Genomic DNA, 15,898 nt, shown 5'->3' on the forward strand with positions numbered 1-15,898 from the left:
CAGCGGTCTGCGAACGTCCCCGTTCCCGGCGACAACACCCCCCGGATCATCAACGACAGGGCGAGAGAGTCATACCGGAACCGGCGACCCGGCCCCGACCATCAGGGCCTACCAAACATGGTAATGGGCGAGACACCGCCGGTTGCCGGAATTGGTGGCGATGTGAGACACGGACGGGGTGGTTTGTGTCTCGAATCGCATCCGTTTCGGATTGGCAGGTTCGGTGCGGCCGGTGCGGCAGGGCGCGCCCGGAACGTTCGTGCAACCCGTTCCCCTGCGCTAGGCTAGGACCATGACATACAACACTTCGGCGCCATCTGTCGATCAATCTGGCATGCCCCCGGCATTCGGCGCGCAGCCGGTGCCATCCGTCCCGGCCGTCCCTCCCGATCCGGCCGCGGCGGTGTCCATCCGCGGACTCGTCAAGACGTTCGGCCGCAAGGTGGCGGTCGACGGCCTCGCGCTGGACATTCCGGTCGGCTCCTTCTATGGGATCGTGGGGCCCAACGGCGCGGGCAAGACCACCACGCTCAACATGGTGACCGGTCTGCTGCGCCCCGACGCCGGCACTGCGATGATCCTCGGCCATGACGTGTGGAGCGACGTGAACCGTGCCAAGCGCGCGATCGGCGTGATGCCGCAGGGCGATCAGATCTTCGACCGCCTCACCGGCCTGCAGCTGCTCGTGTACGCCGGCATGCTGCGTGGCATGAGGCGCGACGAGACGGTCCGCCGCGCGAACGACCTGCTCGCCGCGTTCGATCTTTCGGGCGCCGCCGGCACGATGGTCTCCGACTATTCGGCCGGCATGACCAAGAAGATCTGCCTGGCCTCCGCCATGATCCACAGCCCGCGCATCCTGGTGCTCGACGAGCCGTTCGAGGCCGTGGATCCGGTCTCCAGTGCGAACCTCAGGGACATTCTGGTCGAGTACGTCGCCACCGGCGGCACGGTGATCATCTCCTCGCACGTCATGGCGCTGGTGGAGAAGATGTGCACGCACGTGGCGATCGTCAACGGCGGCCAGGTGCGCGCGGCCGGCACGGTCGAGCAGGTGGCGGCCGGCGAGGAGCTGGAGGACCGGTTCCTCGAACTGGTGGGCGGCCGGCATGAGGCGGCCCACATCGCCTGGCTCAACGGCGGGGCAACGCAGCCGGATGCGTCGGCGCAGCCCGGCCCGGACGCGGAGCCGGCCCGATGAGCGCCGCAACGGATGCGGGGGCGAAGGGCGAGACGCTCCGCTCCGTCGCCGTCATCGTCCGCCTGCGCTGGGCGCTCACCTTCGCCGCGATGCGCAGGTCCGCCGGGCAGACCGTGGGCTACGTGGTCGGCGGCGTCATGGCGTTGGCCGTGGTTGCGTGGGCGGGCGTGACGGGCTGGATGATCGGCTCCGCGCCGAAGCCGGACAGCGCGGCCCATGCGGCCGAGTTCGGTGCGGTGATGGTTCTGGCCGGCAGCTTCCTGACGGTCGCGGTGATCATGGTGCAGGTGCTGTACCTGGGTCAGGGGTCCACGCTGAGTCCGGGCCGGTTCGCGCTGTACGGCGTGCCCGACCGCGCGCTGAGTCTGGGACTGCTCGTGGCGGGCCTGACCGGCACGCCGGCGATCTGCGGCTTCCTGTCGCTGCTGCTGTGGGCGCTCGCCTACCGTCCGTTCGGTGCGGCGGCCGTGGCGGCGCAGATCGTGGCCGCGCCCCTCGCCGTGCTCGTGATGATGAGCCTGTCCAAGCTGGTGATCGCCGCAGCCACGTCGCTCGTGCGTTCCACGCGCGGCAGGAACGCGTTCTACGTCATCGTCGTCCTCGGATTCGTGCTCATCTGTCAGGTGCCGGGTCTGATGGCCGGCACCTCCGGGGATGCCGCTGCCCATGAGGCGGCGTTCGGCATGCATGCCACCGCATCCTTCGACCTGTCCGTGTTTCTCCCGGCCGCGCGCATCTTCGCATGGACGCCCTTCGGCGCTGCCTTCCAACTGCCGTTCGATGCCCTGCTCGGCGCGTGGGGTGCGTTCGCGGGCCGTCTGGCGGTCATCGCCGCAACCGTCGTGCTGTGCTTCATGGGCACCACCGCCTGCCTGCGCCACGACCGCCTGACCACGGGCGCATCCTCGGCCGCCGTCACCGTCAAGGGACTCGGCGCGTTCGGCCATACCGCAGACTCGGTCTCCGGCGCCATCGCCGCCCGCCTGTTCACATACCTCAAGCGCGATCCCCGCCAGTCCCTGCTGTTCGCCATGCCGGTCATTCTCGTGGCGCTCATGGCCGTGCAGTCGCGTGGGGACACGGTGACCATCTGGGGCGGACTGGTGATGGGCGGCTGGTTCATGTTCATCGCGGAAGGCAACGGTCTCGCCTATGACGGCCGGGGCTACGCCATGGAGGTGATCTGCGGCGTGAGGGGCGTGGACGACCGTCTGGGCCGCGTGCGTCTACTGGCCACGATCGCCGCGGTGTACATCGCGGTGCTGGCCGTGGGCATTTTCGCGTTCACCGGCGACTGGCGGGATGCGGAGGCCTTCCGCATGGGGCGCGTGTTCATCGGACTCGCGTGGGGGCTGGCGTTCTGCGGTCTGGGGGCCGCCGAGGTGCTGTCCGTGCTGCTCATGTACCCGGTGCCGCCGGTGGACAAGCCGTTCTCCTCGCCTCCGGGGCGTGCTGTGGCGCAGGGATTCTTCCCGTTCGTGCAGATGCTCGTCACGCCGCTGCTCATGCTGCCCACGGGCGTTGCGGCGCTGGTCATCGCCTTGGCAGGCGGGTTCGAGACGAACCTGTACGGGCTGATCTGGATCGTGGCGCTGGCCAACGGTATCGGCATGCTGGCGCTCGGGACATGGCTGGGCGGTAAGCTGTTGGAGGTGCGCTCGCTGAGCGTGCTCCACACGTTGGACGAGTTCGCCAGCCTGCAGCAGTAGCCGGGCCGGATCACGGACCGCCCGCACGGGGCGTCCCGAAGGATGGCCGCCCAGGACAGTTGACGGGGAGATGATAGCCGGTGAGCGCACGGCGGATCAATCGCAGCCGGCCGATTGCGGTCGGCGTGAGCGTGGGCGTGACGGTCGCCCTGTGTGCGGGAGCCATCGCGGGCGACCTGCTGGACGTGATTCCGGGGCCGCTCACCGTCCATCCCGTGACGGTCCGCACGTTTGCCGATCCGCGTGGTTCATATGCCTCCGGAGGATTCGTGGCGGCCCTGGAGGACGGCACCCCCGTGGATTCGGGCGCGGCCAATGCGCTCGCCGACGCGTTCGCTGCGGCCCAGGGTGTGGGCGTCGATTACTCGCTCGTCGTGGCTGACCGGTCCGGTAACGTGATCGTGGACCGCAACGCCTCCGTGGCCCGCGAACCCGCCTCCACCATGAAGACGCTGACCGCCTTCGCCGCCACTCGCGTACTGGACATGGACTCCACGCTCGACACCTCCACCGTGCTCGTCTACGACGCCGGTACGAAGCAGGCCACGCTCACGCTCACCGGCGAAGGCAACATGCTGCTCGGCTCGGGCGAATCCGATCCGGACCACGTCAACGGACGGGCCGGGCTCGGTACGCTCGCCGCGCAGACCGCCGACGCCCTGCAATCGCGGGGCATCACGCGCGTGAGCCTCAACTACGACGATACGCTGTTCGGTACGAACCGCACGCCTGCGGGCATCGGTGAGAACAACGGCGAACACCGCTATGCCACGGACGTGTCGTCCATGGCCGTGGACGGCGGCCGCAACTGGGCCGGATACGCCAAGCCGTCCAACCCGGACGAGGAGCACGTCTACCCGCCGCTGTCCACATCCACCGCGCATGATGCCGCCGCTGTGTTTGCACAGCGCCTGAAGGAACACGGCATCGCCGTGGACGGGGAGCCGACCGCTGCGGCCGCGCCGGCGAACGTGTCGCCGATCGCCACCGTGCATTCCGCCACGCTGAGCGAGGTGATGGCGTACATGCTGCGCAATTCGGACAACACCGAGGCCGAACTCTTCGGTCGGCTCGTGGCCCTCAAGACCGGGGCGGACAATGCGCCGACGGGTGCCACCGCGGCGGTGCGCGGCGTGCTCGAACAGGCCGGCATCCCGCTCGAGGGACTCGTCATGGCGGACTGCTCGGGCCTCGCTCCCGGCTCGAGGCTCGCCGCGGACACGCTGATCCACGTGCAGGAGGCGATCATGGCGTCCGGCACGTCCGCAGCCGCGAACGAGGGCCTGCCCGTAAGCGGCCTGACCGGCACGGCACGCACCCGTTCGTTCACCGCGGACGCCAAGGGACTGGTACGCCTCAAGACCGGCAGCCTGACGGGCGTGCGTTCCATGGTCGGCAACCTGTCACGCGTGGGCGGCGGCATGCTGTACTTTGCGGTGATCGTGAACAATTCGCCGGACACGTACGCGGCCAACGCGGCGATCGACACGCTGGTCTCCGGGCTCGTGAAGCTGTAGGGGGAAGGGACTGCAATGCCGTATTCGGCGTCACTGCGCACGGCGATCGGGGCCGTGCGGGCCGCGCTCGAGTCCAACGGGCTGCGCCGGCAGTCGGCACGCTTTGCCGAGCATGGCATCCACGAGCCCGCCCCGGACGCCCCTCTCGTGCTCGTGGCATGCTCGGGAGGCCGCGATTCCATGGCGCTGGCGGCGGTGGCGCACACCGTGTGCGGCATGCTGGGACTGCGCTGCGGGGCGGCGATCGTGGACCACGGGCTGCAGGACGGGTCCGCCGACGTGGCCCGTGCCGCGGCTGAGCGTTGCCGCGCGCTCGGGCTGGATCCTGTGACTGTGCGGCGCGTGAACGTGGACGGCACGTGCCGGGAGGGTCTGGAGGCCGCGGCGCGCGACGCCCGGTATGACGCGCTGGTCGGCATCGCGGCCGACTGCGGTGCATGCGCGGTGCTGCTGGCCCATACGCTGGACGATCAGGCGGAAACCGTGCTCATCGGGCTCGCCCGCAGCGGGGGACTGGATGCTATCACGGGCATGCCGGCCGTCACCGTGCGGCATGCGGCGGGTTCGCAGACGACGGGACTGCGTTTTGTACGCCCGTGGCTGAACGTTACGCGCGCGCAGACCACGGCTGTCTGCCGTGAGCTGAACCTGCGATGGTGGGACGACCCGACCAACGGCGACGGCGCGGACGCCGATGTCGAGCTGGACGGCTCCTACCCGCTGCGCTCGCGGATCCGGCACGATCTGCTGCCTGCCATGGCCCGCTGCTATGGACGCAACCCTGCCGCGTCGCTTGCCGCCGGTGCCGCAAGTGCTCGGATCGACGCCGACTATCTGGACCGGGCGGCCGAGTGCCTTGCCGCACGGGCGGTGACGGCGGACGATGGCCGTGACCCCACTTCGGTGCGCCTCGACGCCGATCTGCTCGCCGGTGAGCATCCGGCCCTGCGCAGGCGCGTGATCGTGCGGGCGCTCAGGATGGCCGGCGTGCCCGTGGCGGCCGTGCACGTCGAGGCGATCGACCGCCTGATCGTCGATTGGCACGGGCAGCGTCCGCTCGCGCTTCCCAGCCAATGCACAGCAATTCGCAAGGGTCACGTCATTGAAGTGTGCAAAGATAGACGGCATGCGAATCGCTGACATACAAGAGGACATTGACCACGAACTGGTCTCGCGCGAGAGGATCGAAGCCAAGATCCGCGAGGTCGCCGCGCGGGTGAGCGAGGACTACCGGGACAAGAACCCGCTGGTCGTCGCCGTGCTCAAGGGTGCCGTGAACACGGTGGTGGCGTTCACGCAGGCGCTGAGCATTCCCGTGCAGATGGATTTCATGAGCCTGTCGAGCTACGGTTCCGGCACCACGTCGAGCGGGGTCGTCACCGTGCGTCAGGACCTGTCGACGGACGTGGCCGGGCGGCACGTCCTCATTGCGGAGGACATCATCGACTCCGGGCGCACGCTGGCCTGGCTGGTCGACGAGCTCAAGCGCCGCGGAGCCGCCTCCGTGGAGATCTTCGCCCTGCTGGAGAAGCCGGCGAGGCGCGAAGTGGACGTGGATGTGAAGTACAAGGGATTCGAGATCCCCGACGAGTTCGTCGTCGGATTCGGACTGGACTACGACGAGCGGTATCGCAACCTCGATTCCATCGCCGTGTTGAAGCCGAGCGTATACCAAGGAGATGAGGCATGAGCTTCCCGCAGGGGCCGGGCAACAACGGCCCGAACAATGGCAATCCGTTCGCCAATCCGAACCGTGGGGGCAACGGGGACAACAACGCGCAGGGCAAGAAGCCGTTCTGGCAGTCGCCGTGGCTGTGGGTCGTGGTGGTGGTGCTGCTCGCCATGAGCGCATTCTCCATGTTCCAGATGAGCGGCACCCAGACCATCGACACCAAGGACGGTCTGGCGCTCATCCAGAACGGGCAGGCCACCTACGCGCAGATCACCGACAACACGCAGAAGGTGCGGCTCGAGCTCAAGAGCGACTTCACCAAGACGGATCCGGACACCAAGCGCGTGAAGAACTACGGAAAGGACGTGCAGTTCTACTACACGTTCGCGCAGGGGCAGCAGATCTCGCAGGTCATTCAGGACGCCAACCTCACCAAGGGCTGGACGTCCAACATGCAGCAGACCAGCATGCTGAGCTATCTGGTGACCTCCATCCTGCCGTTCATCATCTTCTTCGGCCTGTTCTGGTTCCTCATGAGCCGCATGCAGGGCGCGTCCGGCATGTTCGGCATCGGCGGCAAGAAGAACAACGGCAAGCTGCTCGAAGGCCAGACGCCCAAGACCAAGTTCGCGGACGTGGCCGGCGAGGACGAGGCGCTGCAGGAGGTCGAGGAGATCAAGGACTTCCTCAAGGATCCGGCCAAGTACAAGGCTCTCGGCGCGCGCATCCCGCGCGGCGTGCTGCTGTACGGTCCTCCCGGAACCGGCAAGACGCTCCTCGCGCGAGCCATCGCCGGCGAGGCGGGCGTGCCGTTCTACGCCATGGCCGGCTCCGACTTCGTGGAGATGTTCGTGGGTCTGGGCGCCTCCCGCGTGCGTGACCTGTTCGACGAGGCGAAGAAGAACGCCCCGGCCATCATCTTCATCGACGAGATCGATGCCGTCGGCCGCAAACGCGGTTCCGGCATGGGCGGTGGCCACGACGAGCGCGAGCAGACCCTCAACCAGCTGCTCGTGGAGATGGATGGCTTCGACAACGACACCAACCTCATCATCATCGCCGCCACCAACCGCCCCGACGTGCTCGATCCGGCCCTGCTGCGACCGGGACGTTTCGACCGTCAGGTGGGCGTGGCCGCTCCGGACCTCGAGGGCCGCGAGGCAATTCTCAAGGTGCACGCCAAGGGCAAGCCGTTCGTGCCGGACGTGGACCTGCACACCGTGGCCGTCCGCACGCCGGGCTTCACCGGCGCCGACCTGGCCAACGTGCTCAACGAGGCTGCGCTGCTGTGCGCCCGCGCCGGTGCGCAGCTCATCGACAACCGCGCCATCGACGAGGCCATCGACCGCGTGCAGGCCGGTCCGCGCCGCAAGTCCAAGGGCATGGCCCTGGAGGAGCTGCGCAACACCGCGTACCACGAGGGCGGCCACGCGCTCGTCGCCGCCGCGCTGCACAACACCGACCCGGTAACCAAGGTCACCATCCTGCCGCGCGGACGTGCGCTCGGCTACACGGCCGTTATGCCCACGTCCGACCGCTACTCGCAGTCGCGCAACGAACTTCTCGACCAGATGGCCTACGCCATGGGCGGGCGTACCGCCGAGGAGATCGTGTTCCACGACCCGACCACCGGTGCCTCCAACGACATCGAGAAGGCCACCAAGATCGCCCGCACGATGGTCGTGGAGTACGGCTTCTCCAACAAGCTCGGCGCCATCAAGTGGGCCGACGACGATGACCAGACCACGGTGATGGACGGCCTCGCCCCGCGCAAGTACTCCGACCGCACCGCCGAGATCATCGACGAGGAAGTGTTGAAGCTCGTGGAGACCGCGCACACCGAGGCATGGAACATCATCAACGAGAACCGCGACGTGCTCGACGAGCTGGTCCGCCAGCTGCTCGTCAAGGAGACCCTCAACGAGAAGGAGCTCGAAGCCATCTTCGCGAACCTCAAGAAGGCTCCGGTGCGCGAGACCTGGCTGTCCAACGATCGCCGTCCCGACTCCGATCAGCCGCCCGTGCCGATTCCGGACGATCTCAAGCGCTCCGCCGGCATCGGCACCGGCACGCCGGCCGCCGGCAACGCTCCGGCCTCCAACCGGTGAGTGCGCCGATGGCGGGGGAAACCAACGAAGGGCTGCGCGCACGGGTCACGCTGACCGTGCCCGCGGCCCTTGCCGCAAGACTGGCCTCAGGCACGCACGTGGACGTGATCGTGCACGGGAGCGACGGGTACGCCGTGCTCGTGGCGAACGCGGACGTGGAACTCGTGACGGACGGCGGCGCGGCGGCGGATCGGGCGGCGTCCGGAGCACAGTCTGCGGACGCCTCGGCCGACGCCGCGCAGGCTTCGGCCGCGCCGCGCAAGGCCATCATTTCGATGGAAAGCACCGAGCAGGACGCCGAATCCATGTTCCGCGAGACCGTGGTGACGCTCGACGGGGTGCCCGGCCTGGAGATCACCGGCATTTCGCCGCTGTACAGCGTCACCAACTTCGACGGTCCGGATGCGTTCACCGCCGTGGTGACCGTCAGCTCCAGAATCGGCGCCAAGGCGCTGCTCAGCACGCTCGAGACGATCGAAAGCGCACATGACGGCCGGCTCGATCTGGACATCGTGGACTACGAGGGCGTCACCAGCGACGACCCGTCACTTACCATCCCATGGCCGTCCGCCATGCAGCGTGCCGCCGTGCTTGCCCCGCTGCTCGACCTCGACGAGGATGCGCACATCGGCAAGGAGCCGGTCTCCTTCCTGCTCGCCATGGCCAATGATGCGCCGCGCGTGGGCGCCCTGACCGACAAGTGGATCCTCGGGGGAGGCGTATGAGCGCCCGCCGCACGCCGTGGTGGCATTACGCCGTCGGCATCGTGTTGGGCCTCGTCTGCGGTGGCGCAGTGGCACTCGTCGGCGCGGCCAGTGACGTGGCGGTGATCGGCGCCCCGTGGATCGTGCCGATCGTGCTGGGCATTCTGGGCGTGACGGTGTTCGCCATGGCCTGGCAGGTGCGCCAGTACGTCAAGGGCAAGCGCAAGTACCTCAATCCGGCCGTCTCCGTGTACGCGCTGGTGCTCTCTAAGGCGCTGGGACTCGCCGCGGCCGCCCTACTCGGCTGGTATGTGGGGCAGATTCTGGTGAGTCTGGGCCACGCCGATGCGCCGTTCTACGCCAACGCGATGGTGGAATGCGGCGTGAGCGCCGTGGTGTGCCTCGCCGATCTGGCGGTGGGCATCGTGGGGGAGTGGTTCTGCCAGCTGCCACCGAACGAGGGGCCGGAACACCCCAAGGCCAAGGCGGCCGAGCGGCAGAGGAAGCTGGCCGCCGCGTCGCCGGCTTCCGCGTCCGCCGAGTCGGTCGCTTCCGCCTCCCGGCCCGTGCGCAAATAAGCATCAGGCTCCCCGGACGGGGAGCCTGTTTCGTTGATGTCGGGCAGATCGCACTACTTCAGCAGGTCGGCAATGACGAGTTCGTCTTTCTTCTCAGTCCTGTGTACGCGCCGGTATTCGATCAGGCATCCGCACAATTCGTCGGCGTCCGCCCAATAGCGTTGCAGAAAGGCCTCGTTCTTGATGCGTGACAGGCCAAGCTCCTTCTTGCAGAAGTCGCTGGGTTTGACGGTGTTCTTTGCGTGTTTGCCATAACGGTCGAGCTGACCTTCCTTGATGATGGCCAGCATTTCGATTTCGGGTGTCGTATAGCAGCTGAATACGGGAACGCTCTCGCTATAAGGGTACGAGAGACGAAAACGTTCCTTGCGTGAATCGAGAATACGGACGATGGCCACGGGTTGCTCGTAATCGAGGCCGAGGAATACGTTTTGGATGGTTTTGGCCGTCCGACAGTTCGTCGTCGGCCTGTCGGTGATGGTGTCCCGGATCGCGGCTGATTCGTCAATGATCAGTTTGTCGGCGGCCAGCAGCGTTTCGATGATGACGCGCTCGCATGACCCTTCGCAGACGAAGAGCACGCGAGCGTTTTGCAATGTCGCTTGGGAAGCGTCATCGAGCATCGGAATCTCCCGCTATGGACTTGATGTATTGGCGCATGGCCGTCACGTCCTTGGCCTTTGGCGCGGTGCCTTTGACGAGGTTGGAGAAGAAGATCTCGCTCTTCTTGGATTCCACGCGCGCCTTCTTGGGAGCCGCCTGTGCAAGCCCGTCGGAATACTTTATGAGCCGTATGCGTCGGTTTTCATCCCGGACGGTGAAGTAGATGCAGTCCTTGCGCTCGAGATGATCAAGTAGTTCCGGATAATGCGTAGTGAACACCAGTGTCGCGCCTTTAGGATTGGTCACCGGGGAAGCGAAAAGGTCCATGATGGTCTCCACGAGCTTCTTGTTCAGGCTGTTTTCGATCTCATCGACGAGGAAGTATCCGCCCTCGCGAAGCACTCCAACGGTAGCGTTGACGATACGGCTGCCGCGTATAGTACCTGCGGACAGCATCTGTACGGCTTCGAACTGGCCTAGGATGCGTTCGCAGTCGTCGTCGACGAATTTGAGGTGCACTTTGCCGTCACCGTCTACGATCAGCTTCTCTACGCTGCTGTCGAAAGTGTGCACAATGTCCGGAGCGACGGAGGGCGCGGTAACGGGCAAGCGGAAAGAATCGATGTAGTTCATCACCGGCGTTGCATTTTCCTGATCGGTATAGAGGCCGGAGGTAATGGAAGTGGCGGCGGGGATGTAGCGTTTGGCCTCCGGCGCGAGTTCATGGTCGCCTCCGATGCCGCGGGTCAGGATTTCCGTGCATTGCGCCTTGAATGCTTGGAAGCTCGTCAGTTCCTTTTTCTGGACCGGTTTGTTGGCATGTCGCCAGAGTTGCTCCTCGGTGAAATGCAGTGCAATGCCGGATTCATACGGATCGCCGTCCCCTTGTCCGGTTTTGGCACGTGTTGTGCGGAGAGTGGATTCCAGAAGATACCAGTCGTCTTCATGGGAGAAAATGACTCGTATGGTCACTGGTCCGCGCATCAGGGCGACAAGCGGACCGTATACGAGATGGTCCGCATCCAGAGGATTTCCGCGCACAATGTCCAGTGCGAAGTTCAGTGCGCGCAAGGTGGTGGTCTTGCCGGATGCGTTAAGGCCGGCAATGCCCAGAACGGTTTGGGAACAGATGCCGGCGCCCATGCTGCCGAACCGATGAACGGTGACGGCCTGCGCGGCGACGCGGTCGGCGGCATACAGGTCCATGATGACGGACTGGTTGCGATATAAGTCGAGCCCATCGATCGCGAACTTCAGCAGATGCACGACATTCCCGCCCTTTCCTGTATGCTATAACCAGATTTTCTGGTTATAGCATACAGGAAAGGGCGGACGCGGCTTTATGCGTCAACGTGGTCAATAATGGCCTCACCATTGGCGGGAAGACGGAGAAAGCGGTCGCCTAGTCGAAGGCTGCGGACGGGGAATGGCTCGTCCGCGCCGATGGAGCGGAATCCTTCCGACATCCCCACGTTCCATTCCCGCCGAAGACTGCCGGCGTTGCGCTGGGCACGGGATGGAACATTCTTCCGGTTGCGTCTTGGCGGAAGGAACGTTGGCGGGCGAACGCCTCCTTCATGTCCAATTGGGACCTCGGTCTGGGGGATTGCCTCTTGCGCCCTCACCGCGCAAACTGGCGAGACTCCTTTGCTTACTCCTTCGGCGGGTTGGGTACGCGGATCATGGCCTCCTGGGCCATGGCGGCAACCAGCTGTCCGTCGCGCGAGTAGACCTTCGCGGTGGCCAGTCCGCGCCCGTGCGCGGCGGTGGGCGTGTCCTGCACGTAGAGATGCCATTCGCTCACGTCAATATCCCGGTACCACCACATGGAGTGGTCGATGGTGGCGTAGGAGATGCCGGGCGTCATGAAGCTCAGGCCCGAGCGGCGCACGATCGGCTCCATCATGATCTGGTCGCAGCCCAGTGCCAGGATCGCGCGGTTCATGGTCTGCGAAACGTCCACCGTGCCGTCCGTGCGCATCCACACCATCTGCCTGCCGGAACGGTGCTGCGGATCGGCGGAGGACGTCTTGTCGGAACCCAGCATCACCGTGGACGTGACGTGGCGGATGTCGAACGGCGACTGCTTGGCGTAGTACTTGGCGAACGGCGACTTGTCCGCGAACGGGGTCATGAGTTCCTTCGCGCTGGTCAGCGTCTCCGGAGCCGGCACGTCCTCGGGCATGGGGTCGGCGAACTCCACGCCGGTCTGTCCCCTGGTCTGGAAGCTGGCGATGGCCGTGAGGATGGGGCCCTCCGACTGCGTGGCGTTCACGCGGCGGGCGGAGAAGGACCGGCCGTCGCGCAGGTTCTCCACGTCGAAGAGCACGTCCTGATGGATGTCCCCGGCGGCGATGAAGTAGCCGTGGATGGAATGGGGCAGACGACCGGACGGCACGGTCTTCGCTGCGGCGATGACGCTCTGGGCGATCACCTGACCGCCGTACACGCGACCGGTGGGAAAATACAGGCTCTCCCCGTTGATGTAGGTGTGATTGCGGTACTGGGAAGGTTCTCCGAGCTCCAGCACGCCCACCAGATGTTCCAGCGGAGTGACGGTCGTCGTCTGCGCCATGGTGCAAGCCTCGATTCTTGGATTGTGTGTTCGGTTGTCGTTGTCTTGCTGTTATGCCCTGCATTGCAGTCTAGCGAGCGTGCGTAAAGAACGGTAAGCGCCGTGTAACGAGTTCGTGAGCGATGCGGGCGGAATGCTTCCCGACGAGTTCCCCGCGGCTTGTCCGCCTCGCGTCCGCGTTGCCTTGATTTGCTACGGAAAGACGTGATCTGGCTCATATTTGCGGGTTTTATCGATTATGTCGGCTTTTGTGTATTTTTCTGTGCTATCTTTTCTCGTTGGGTTAACGTTAACCATATCGTTCCCAAGGAGGAAGAGCATGACCGAACAGAACGCGTCCGTCGAGGCGGATGAGTTGGAGGCCGACGAGGTGATCGGTGCGGAATCCAAGTCCAGCGTTTCCAACGCCCAGCAGCCCAAGCTGCCCTACATTCTGTGCGTTGGCCTGTTTCTGGGGCCCCTCACCTGGATGGGGCCCGTCGGCGCCGGCCGCAACGTCCTGACGCCGCAGATCTTCAGCAACATCGATCCGGCCGGCAAGGTGGCCGCGGTCGCTCTGCTGTCGTCGTTCGTGTCGCTCGCCGGCCTCATTGCCAATTTCGTGTTCGGTGCGCTCTCCGACGTGACGCGCACCCGTTGGGGCAAGCGCAAACCGTACATCGTGGGCGGACTGCTCATTCAGGCCGTGCTGTTCCTCGTCATCGCCAATGTGACCAGCATCTCCGTAATCATCGGCTGCTGGGTGCTCGTGGCCATCGCGGAGAACGCCGTGGCGGCGTCCATGGTGGCCCAGCAGTCCGACCGCATAGCGCCGCGTTGGCGCGGCACCGCCTCCATGTGCTGGGGCGTCGGCTGGACCTGCTGCCAGGTCATCACCATCATCGCCTCCCAGTTCCTCGATCGTCCGCAGCTCGGCATGTACGTGCTGACCGGCATCTCGCTGGTGCTCGGACTCGCCCATGTGCTCCTGATGCACGAAAAGTCCAATCTCGACGAACCCCGCATGAACTTCGACGCCGGTTCCCTGCTCAGCCACTTCTTCCTGCCCATCCACGGCGCCCGCGACTACTATCTGGCGCTCGGAGGCAAGTTGCTCATGGTGATCGGCGGCACCTGCGTGGGCCTGTACCAGCTGTACATCTTCACCGACTACATCCACCTCGACATGCCGTCCACCAAGGTGGCCATGACCACCATGACCACCATCTCCCTGATCACCGGCATCATCTTCGGCGTCATCGCCGGTCCGTTGGCGGACCGCTTCGGCCGTCTCAAGGCCCCGGTCGCCATCTCCGTGATCTTCATCGGCATCGCCGCGGTGTTCCCGTACTTCTTCCCGTATGCATGGGCCATGTACGCATTCGGCGTCATCTCCGGCGTGGCCAACGGCGTGTACAACTCGATCGACGGCGCCCTCAACCTCGCCGTGCTGCCCAACAAGGATACGGCCGGCAAGGACCTCGGCATCATCAACTTCGCGAACACCCTCTCGCAGATCATCGGCACGGCCATAGCCGGTGGCATCATCACGCTGTTCGGCACCTACCGTGCGGTGTTCCCGGCGTCGTTCCTCATCTCGCTCGCCGGTGCCTGCCTGTTCTTCCTCATCAGGAAGGTCAAGTAGCGCCGTTGCGCCCGTTGCGGCGTGTCCGCACTAGTACAACGTTAAACTAACGCTTGTCGGCGTCATAGCAATCAATGAAACCTTGTTCCAAGGAGGAACACCATGACCATTCCCGACAGTCATTCCGTCAACCGTCCCTGCAATGCGCCGGCCGCGCAGGAAGCCCCTCGAACCGCCGTCCCGTCCAAGGCGTTCAGGCCGCCGATGGGCTGGAACAGCTGGGACTCCTACGGCACCACCGTCACCGAGGACGAAGTGCTCGCCAATGCCCGTACCATGGCCGCGGAGCTCAAGTCCGCCGGCTGGGACACGCTCGTGGTAGACATCGCCTGGTACGATCCGACCGCCCGCGCCCACGGCTACAACGAGAACGCGCCGCTCGTGCTCGACGCCTACGGGCGCCAGCTGCCCGACCCCGTGCGCTTCCCCTCCGCGGCCGGCGGCAAGGGCTTCGGCCCGCTCGCCGAGAAGGTGCACGAACTCGGCCTCAGGTTCGGCATCCACGTCATGCGCGGCATTCCCCGCATCGCCGTCGAGAAGGACCTTCCCGTGTACGGCACCGGGTACACCGCACGGCAGGTAGCTGACCTCGACCACGTGTGCCGCTGGAACCCGGACAACTACGGCCTGAACCAGTCGCATCCGGGCGCGCAGGCCTGGTACGACGCACAGCTGGACCAGTTCGCGCAGTGGGGCGTCGACTACCTCAAGGTGGACGACATGCAGACCCCGTTCTACTCCGAGGAGATCCACGCCTACCACAAGGCCATCGAAAAGGCCGAGCGCAAATACGGGCGCCCCATGGTTCTCTCGCTGTCCCCCGGAGGCTGGGTAGCCACCACGCACGTGGACTTCCTGCGCGTCAACGCCGAACTGTGGCGCATTTCCGACGATCTGTGGGACAAGTGGAACGACGTGAAGGCCCAGTTCGCGCGTCTGGCCCGCTGGGCGCCGCTGCAGACCAACGGGCACTGGGCCGACGCCGACATGCTGCCGCTCGGGCACATAGGCCTCAGGGCCGAGCGCGGCGACGATCGGCAGAGCAAGCTCACCTACGACGAGCAGCGCACCATCCTCACGCTGTGGGCCATGGGCCGCTCCCCGCTCATGGTGGGCGGCGATCTGCCCACCAGCGACGCCGAAACCATGCGGCTGCTCGCCAACCCTGCCCTGCGCGAGGTGACCGCCGGCAGCGCGGGCAACGGGGAGATCGTCCGCGAGCCGGTCAACCGCCACTGGTCGGACGATGCCAGCTACATGGGCGATTACATCGTGTGGAAGGCCGACGCCGCCGATTGGGCGGACGGCACGCCTTCCGCGCACGCCGGTGGGCATTACGCGGCCCTGTTCTGGACGGGCGACGAGCCGCGCGACTGCGAGCTGGCCCTGCAGAGCGTGGTCGGGATCGAGGCGCGCAACGAGCCGTGGACGATCACGGACCTGTGGGGCGGCGAGTCCGGCGGTGACGCGGGCGAGTCCAACCTGCGCATCGAGGGCGAAGGCTCCGACCGCGTGGTCAAGGCCACCGTTCCGGCGCACGGCACGGTCTGGTTCGCCCTCGACCGGCGCTGAGTCCAAACGTTCCAGTCTGCAGTCCGTTTTCCGCA

Annotated in this window: 13 protein-coding genes; 10 read left to right on the forward strand and 3 right to left on the reverse strand. The window is 65.8% G+C overall.

Annotated features, from left to right (window positions below; all coding sequences use genetic code 11):
- Positions 1-334 precede the first annotated feature (334 nt).
- The 8 genes from AC1AZA_RS02460 (at position 335) to AC1AZA_RS02495 (ending at position 9,489) form a co-directional block, all read left to right on the forward strand.
- Positions 335-1,201 (forward strand): ABC transporter ATP-binding protein, encoded by an 867-nt coding sequence (locus AC1AZA_RS02460; protein WP_476513169.1) that lies wholly within the window; start codon positions 335-337, stop codon positions 1,199-1,201.
- Positions 1,198-2,910 (forward strand): ABC transporter permease, encoded by a 1,713-nt coding sequence (locus tag AC1AZA_RS02465; RefSeq protein WP_476513170.1) that lies wholly within the window; start codon positions 1,198-1,200, stop codon positions 2,908-2,910. Before AC1AZA_RS02460 ends, AC1AZA_RS02465 begins: the two co-directional genes overlap by 4 nt.
- An 80-nt stretch (positions 2,911-2,990) precedes the next feature.
- Positions 2,991-4,427, forward strand: a complete 1,437-nt coding sequence (gene dacB, locus AC1AZA_RS02470) for a D-alanyl-D-alanine carboxypeptidase/D-alanyl-D-alanine endopeptidase (RefSeq protein ID WP_476513171.1) — start codon at positions 2,991-2,993, stop codon at positions 4,425-4,427.
- A 15-nt stretch (positions 4,428-4,442) separates the two neighbouring features.
- The gene (gene tilS / locus AC1AZA_RS02475; protein ID WP_476513172.1) at positions 4,443-5,567 is read left to right on the forward strand and encodes a tRNA lysidine(34) synthetase TilS; all 1,125 of its coding nucleotides are present in this window, start codon (positions 4,443-4,445) and stop codon (positions 5,565-5,567) included.
- Positions 5,554-6,117 (forward strand): hypoxanthine phosphoribosyltransferase, encoded by a 564-nt coding sequence (gene hpt, locus AC1AZA_RS02480; protein ID WP_476513173.1) that lies wholly within the window; start codon positions 5,554-5,556, stop codon positions 6,115-6,117. The genes tilS and hpt overlap by 14 nt, the downstream gene beginning before the upstream one ends.
- Positions 6,114-8,207, forward strand: coding sequence for an ATP-dependent zinc metalloprotease FtsH (gene ftsH / locus AC1AZA_RS02485; protein WP_476513174.1), 2,094 nt, complete (start codon positions 6,114-6,116; stop codon positions 8,205-8,207). Before hpt ends, ftsH begins: the two co-directional genes overlap by 4 nt.
- Complete coding sequence (locus AC1AZA_RS02490; RefSeq protein WP_476513175.1) at positions 8,204-8,932, forward strand: 2-amino-4-hydroxy-6-hydroxymethyldihydropteridine diphosphokinase; 729 nt, start codon at positions 8,204-8,206, stop codon at positions 8,930-8,932. Before ftsH ends, AC1AZA_RS02490 begins: the two co-directional genes overlap by 4 nt.
- Entirely contained in the window at positions 8,929-9,489 is a 561-nt protein-coding gene (locus tag AC1AZA_RS02495; protein ID WP_476513176.1) for a DUF3180 domain-containing protein, read from the forward strand. Before AC1AZA_RS02490 ends, AC1AZA_RS02495 begins: the two co-directional genes overlap by 4 nt.
- Before the next feature lie 53 nt (positions 9,490-9,542).
- Here AC1AZA_RS02495 and AC1AZA_RS02500 read toward each other — a convergent pair whose 3' ends face one another.
- The 3 genes from AC1AZA_RS02500 to AC1AZA_RS02510 form a co-directional block, all read right to left on the reverse strand.
- On the reverse strand, positions 9,543-10,112 hold the full coding sequence (locus AC1AZA_RS02500; protein ID WP_476513177.1) for a hypothetical protein: 570 nt from the start codon (positions 10,110-10,112) through the stop codon (positions 9,543-9,545).
- Positions 10,102-11,358: an AAA family ATPase gene (locus tag AC1AZA_RS02505; RefSeq protein ID WP_476513178.1), complete on the reverse strand. Its 1,257-nt coding sequence runs from the start codon at positions 11,356-11,358 to the stop codon at positions 10,102-10,104. The genes AC1AZA_RS02500 and AC1AZA_RS02505 overlap by 11 nt, the downstream gene beginning before the upstream one ends.
- A gap of 385 nt (positions 11,359-11,743) precedes the next feature.
- A complete protein-coding gene (locus tag AC1AZA_RS02510) occupies positions 11,744-12,667 on the reverse strand; it encodes an acyl-CoA thioesterase (protein ID WP_476513179.1) in 924 nt (307 codons plus the stop codon).
- Positions 12,668-12,986: 319 nt separating this feature from the next.
- On the opposite strand from AC1AZA_RS02510, the gene AC1AZA_RS02515 reads away from it, so the two are divergent.
- A complete protein-coding gene (locus tag AC1AZA_RS02515; protein ID WP_476513180.1) occupies positions 12,987-14,291 on the forward strand; it encodes an MFS transporter in 1,305 nt (434 codons plus the stop codon).
- Between the two features lie 204 nt (positions 14,292-14,495).
- Positions 14,496-15,863 carry a glycoside hydrolase family 27 protein gene (locus AC1AZA_RS02520; protein ID WP_476513478.1) on the forward strand — a complete coding sequence of 456 codons (1,368 nt, stop codon included), beginning with the start codon at positions 14,496-14,498 and terminating at the stop codon, positions 15,861-15,863.
- Positions 15,864-15,898: the final 35 nt, after the last annotated feature.

The sequence above is a fragment of the Bifidobacterium sp. LH_389 genome (assembly GCF_056357235.1).

Bases quoted from the DNA above. Each gene is read 5' to 3' on its own strand.
- AC1AZA_RS02460 (WP_476513169.1), top strand. From the start codon at position 335: ATGCCCCCGGCATTCGGCGCGCAGCCGGTGCCATCCGTCCCGGCCGTC.
- AC1AZA_RS02465 (WP_476513170.1), top strand. From the start codon at position 1,198: ATGAGCGCCGCAACGGATGCGGGGGCGAAGGGCGAGACGCTCCGCTCC.
- tilS (WP_476513172.1), top strand. From the start codon at position 4,443: ATGCCGTATTCGGCGTCACTGCGCACGGCGATCGGGGCCGTGCGGGCC.
- hpt (WP_476513173.1), top strand. From the start codon at position 5,554: ATGCGAATCGCTGACATACAAGAGGACATTGACCACGAACTGGTCTCG.
- ftsH (WP_476513174.1), top strand. From the start codon at position 6,114: ATGAGCTTCCCGCAGGGGCCGGGCAACAACGGCCCGAACAATGGCAAT.
- AC1AZA_RS02495 (WP_476513176.1), top strand. From the start codon at position 8,929: ATGAGCGCCCGCCGCACGCCGTGGTGGCATTACGCCGTCGGCATCGTG.
- AC1AZA_RS02500 (WP_476513177.1), bottom strand. From the start codon at position 10,112: ATGCTCGATGACGCTTCCCAAGCGACATTGCAAAACGCTCGCGTGCTC.
- AC1AZA_RS02510 (WP_476513179.1), bottom strand. From the start codon at position 12,667: ATGGCGCAGACGACGACCGTCACTCCGCTGGAACATCTGGTGGGCGTG.
- AC1AZA_RS02515 (WP_476513180.1), top strand. From the start codon at position 12,987: ATGACCGAACAGAACGCGTCCGTCGAGGCGGATGAGTTGGAGGCCGAC.
- AC1AZA_RS02520 (WP_476513478.1), top strand. From the start codon at position 14,496: ATGGGCTGGAACAGCTGGGACTCCTACGGCACCACCGTCACCGAGGAC.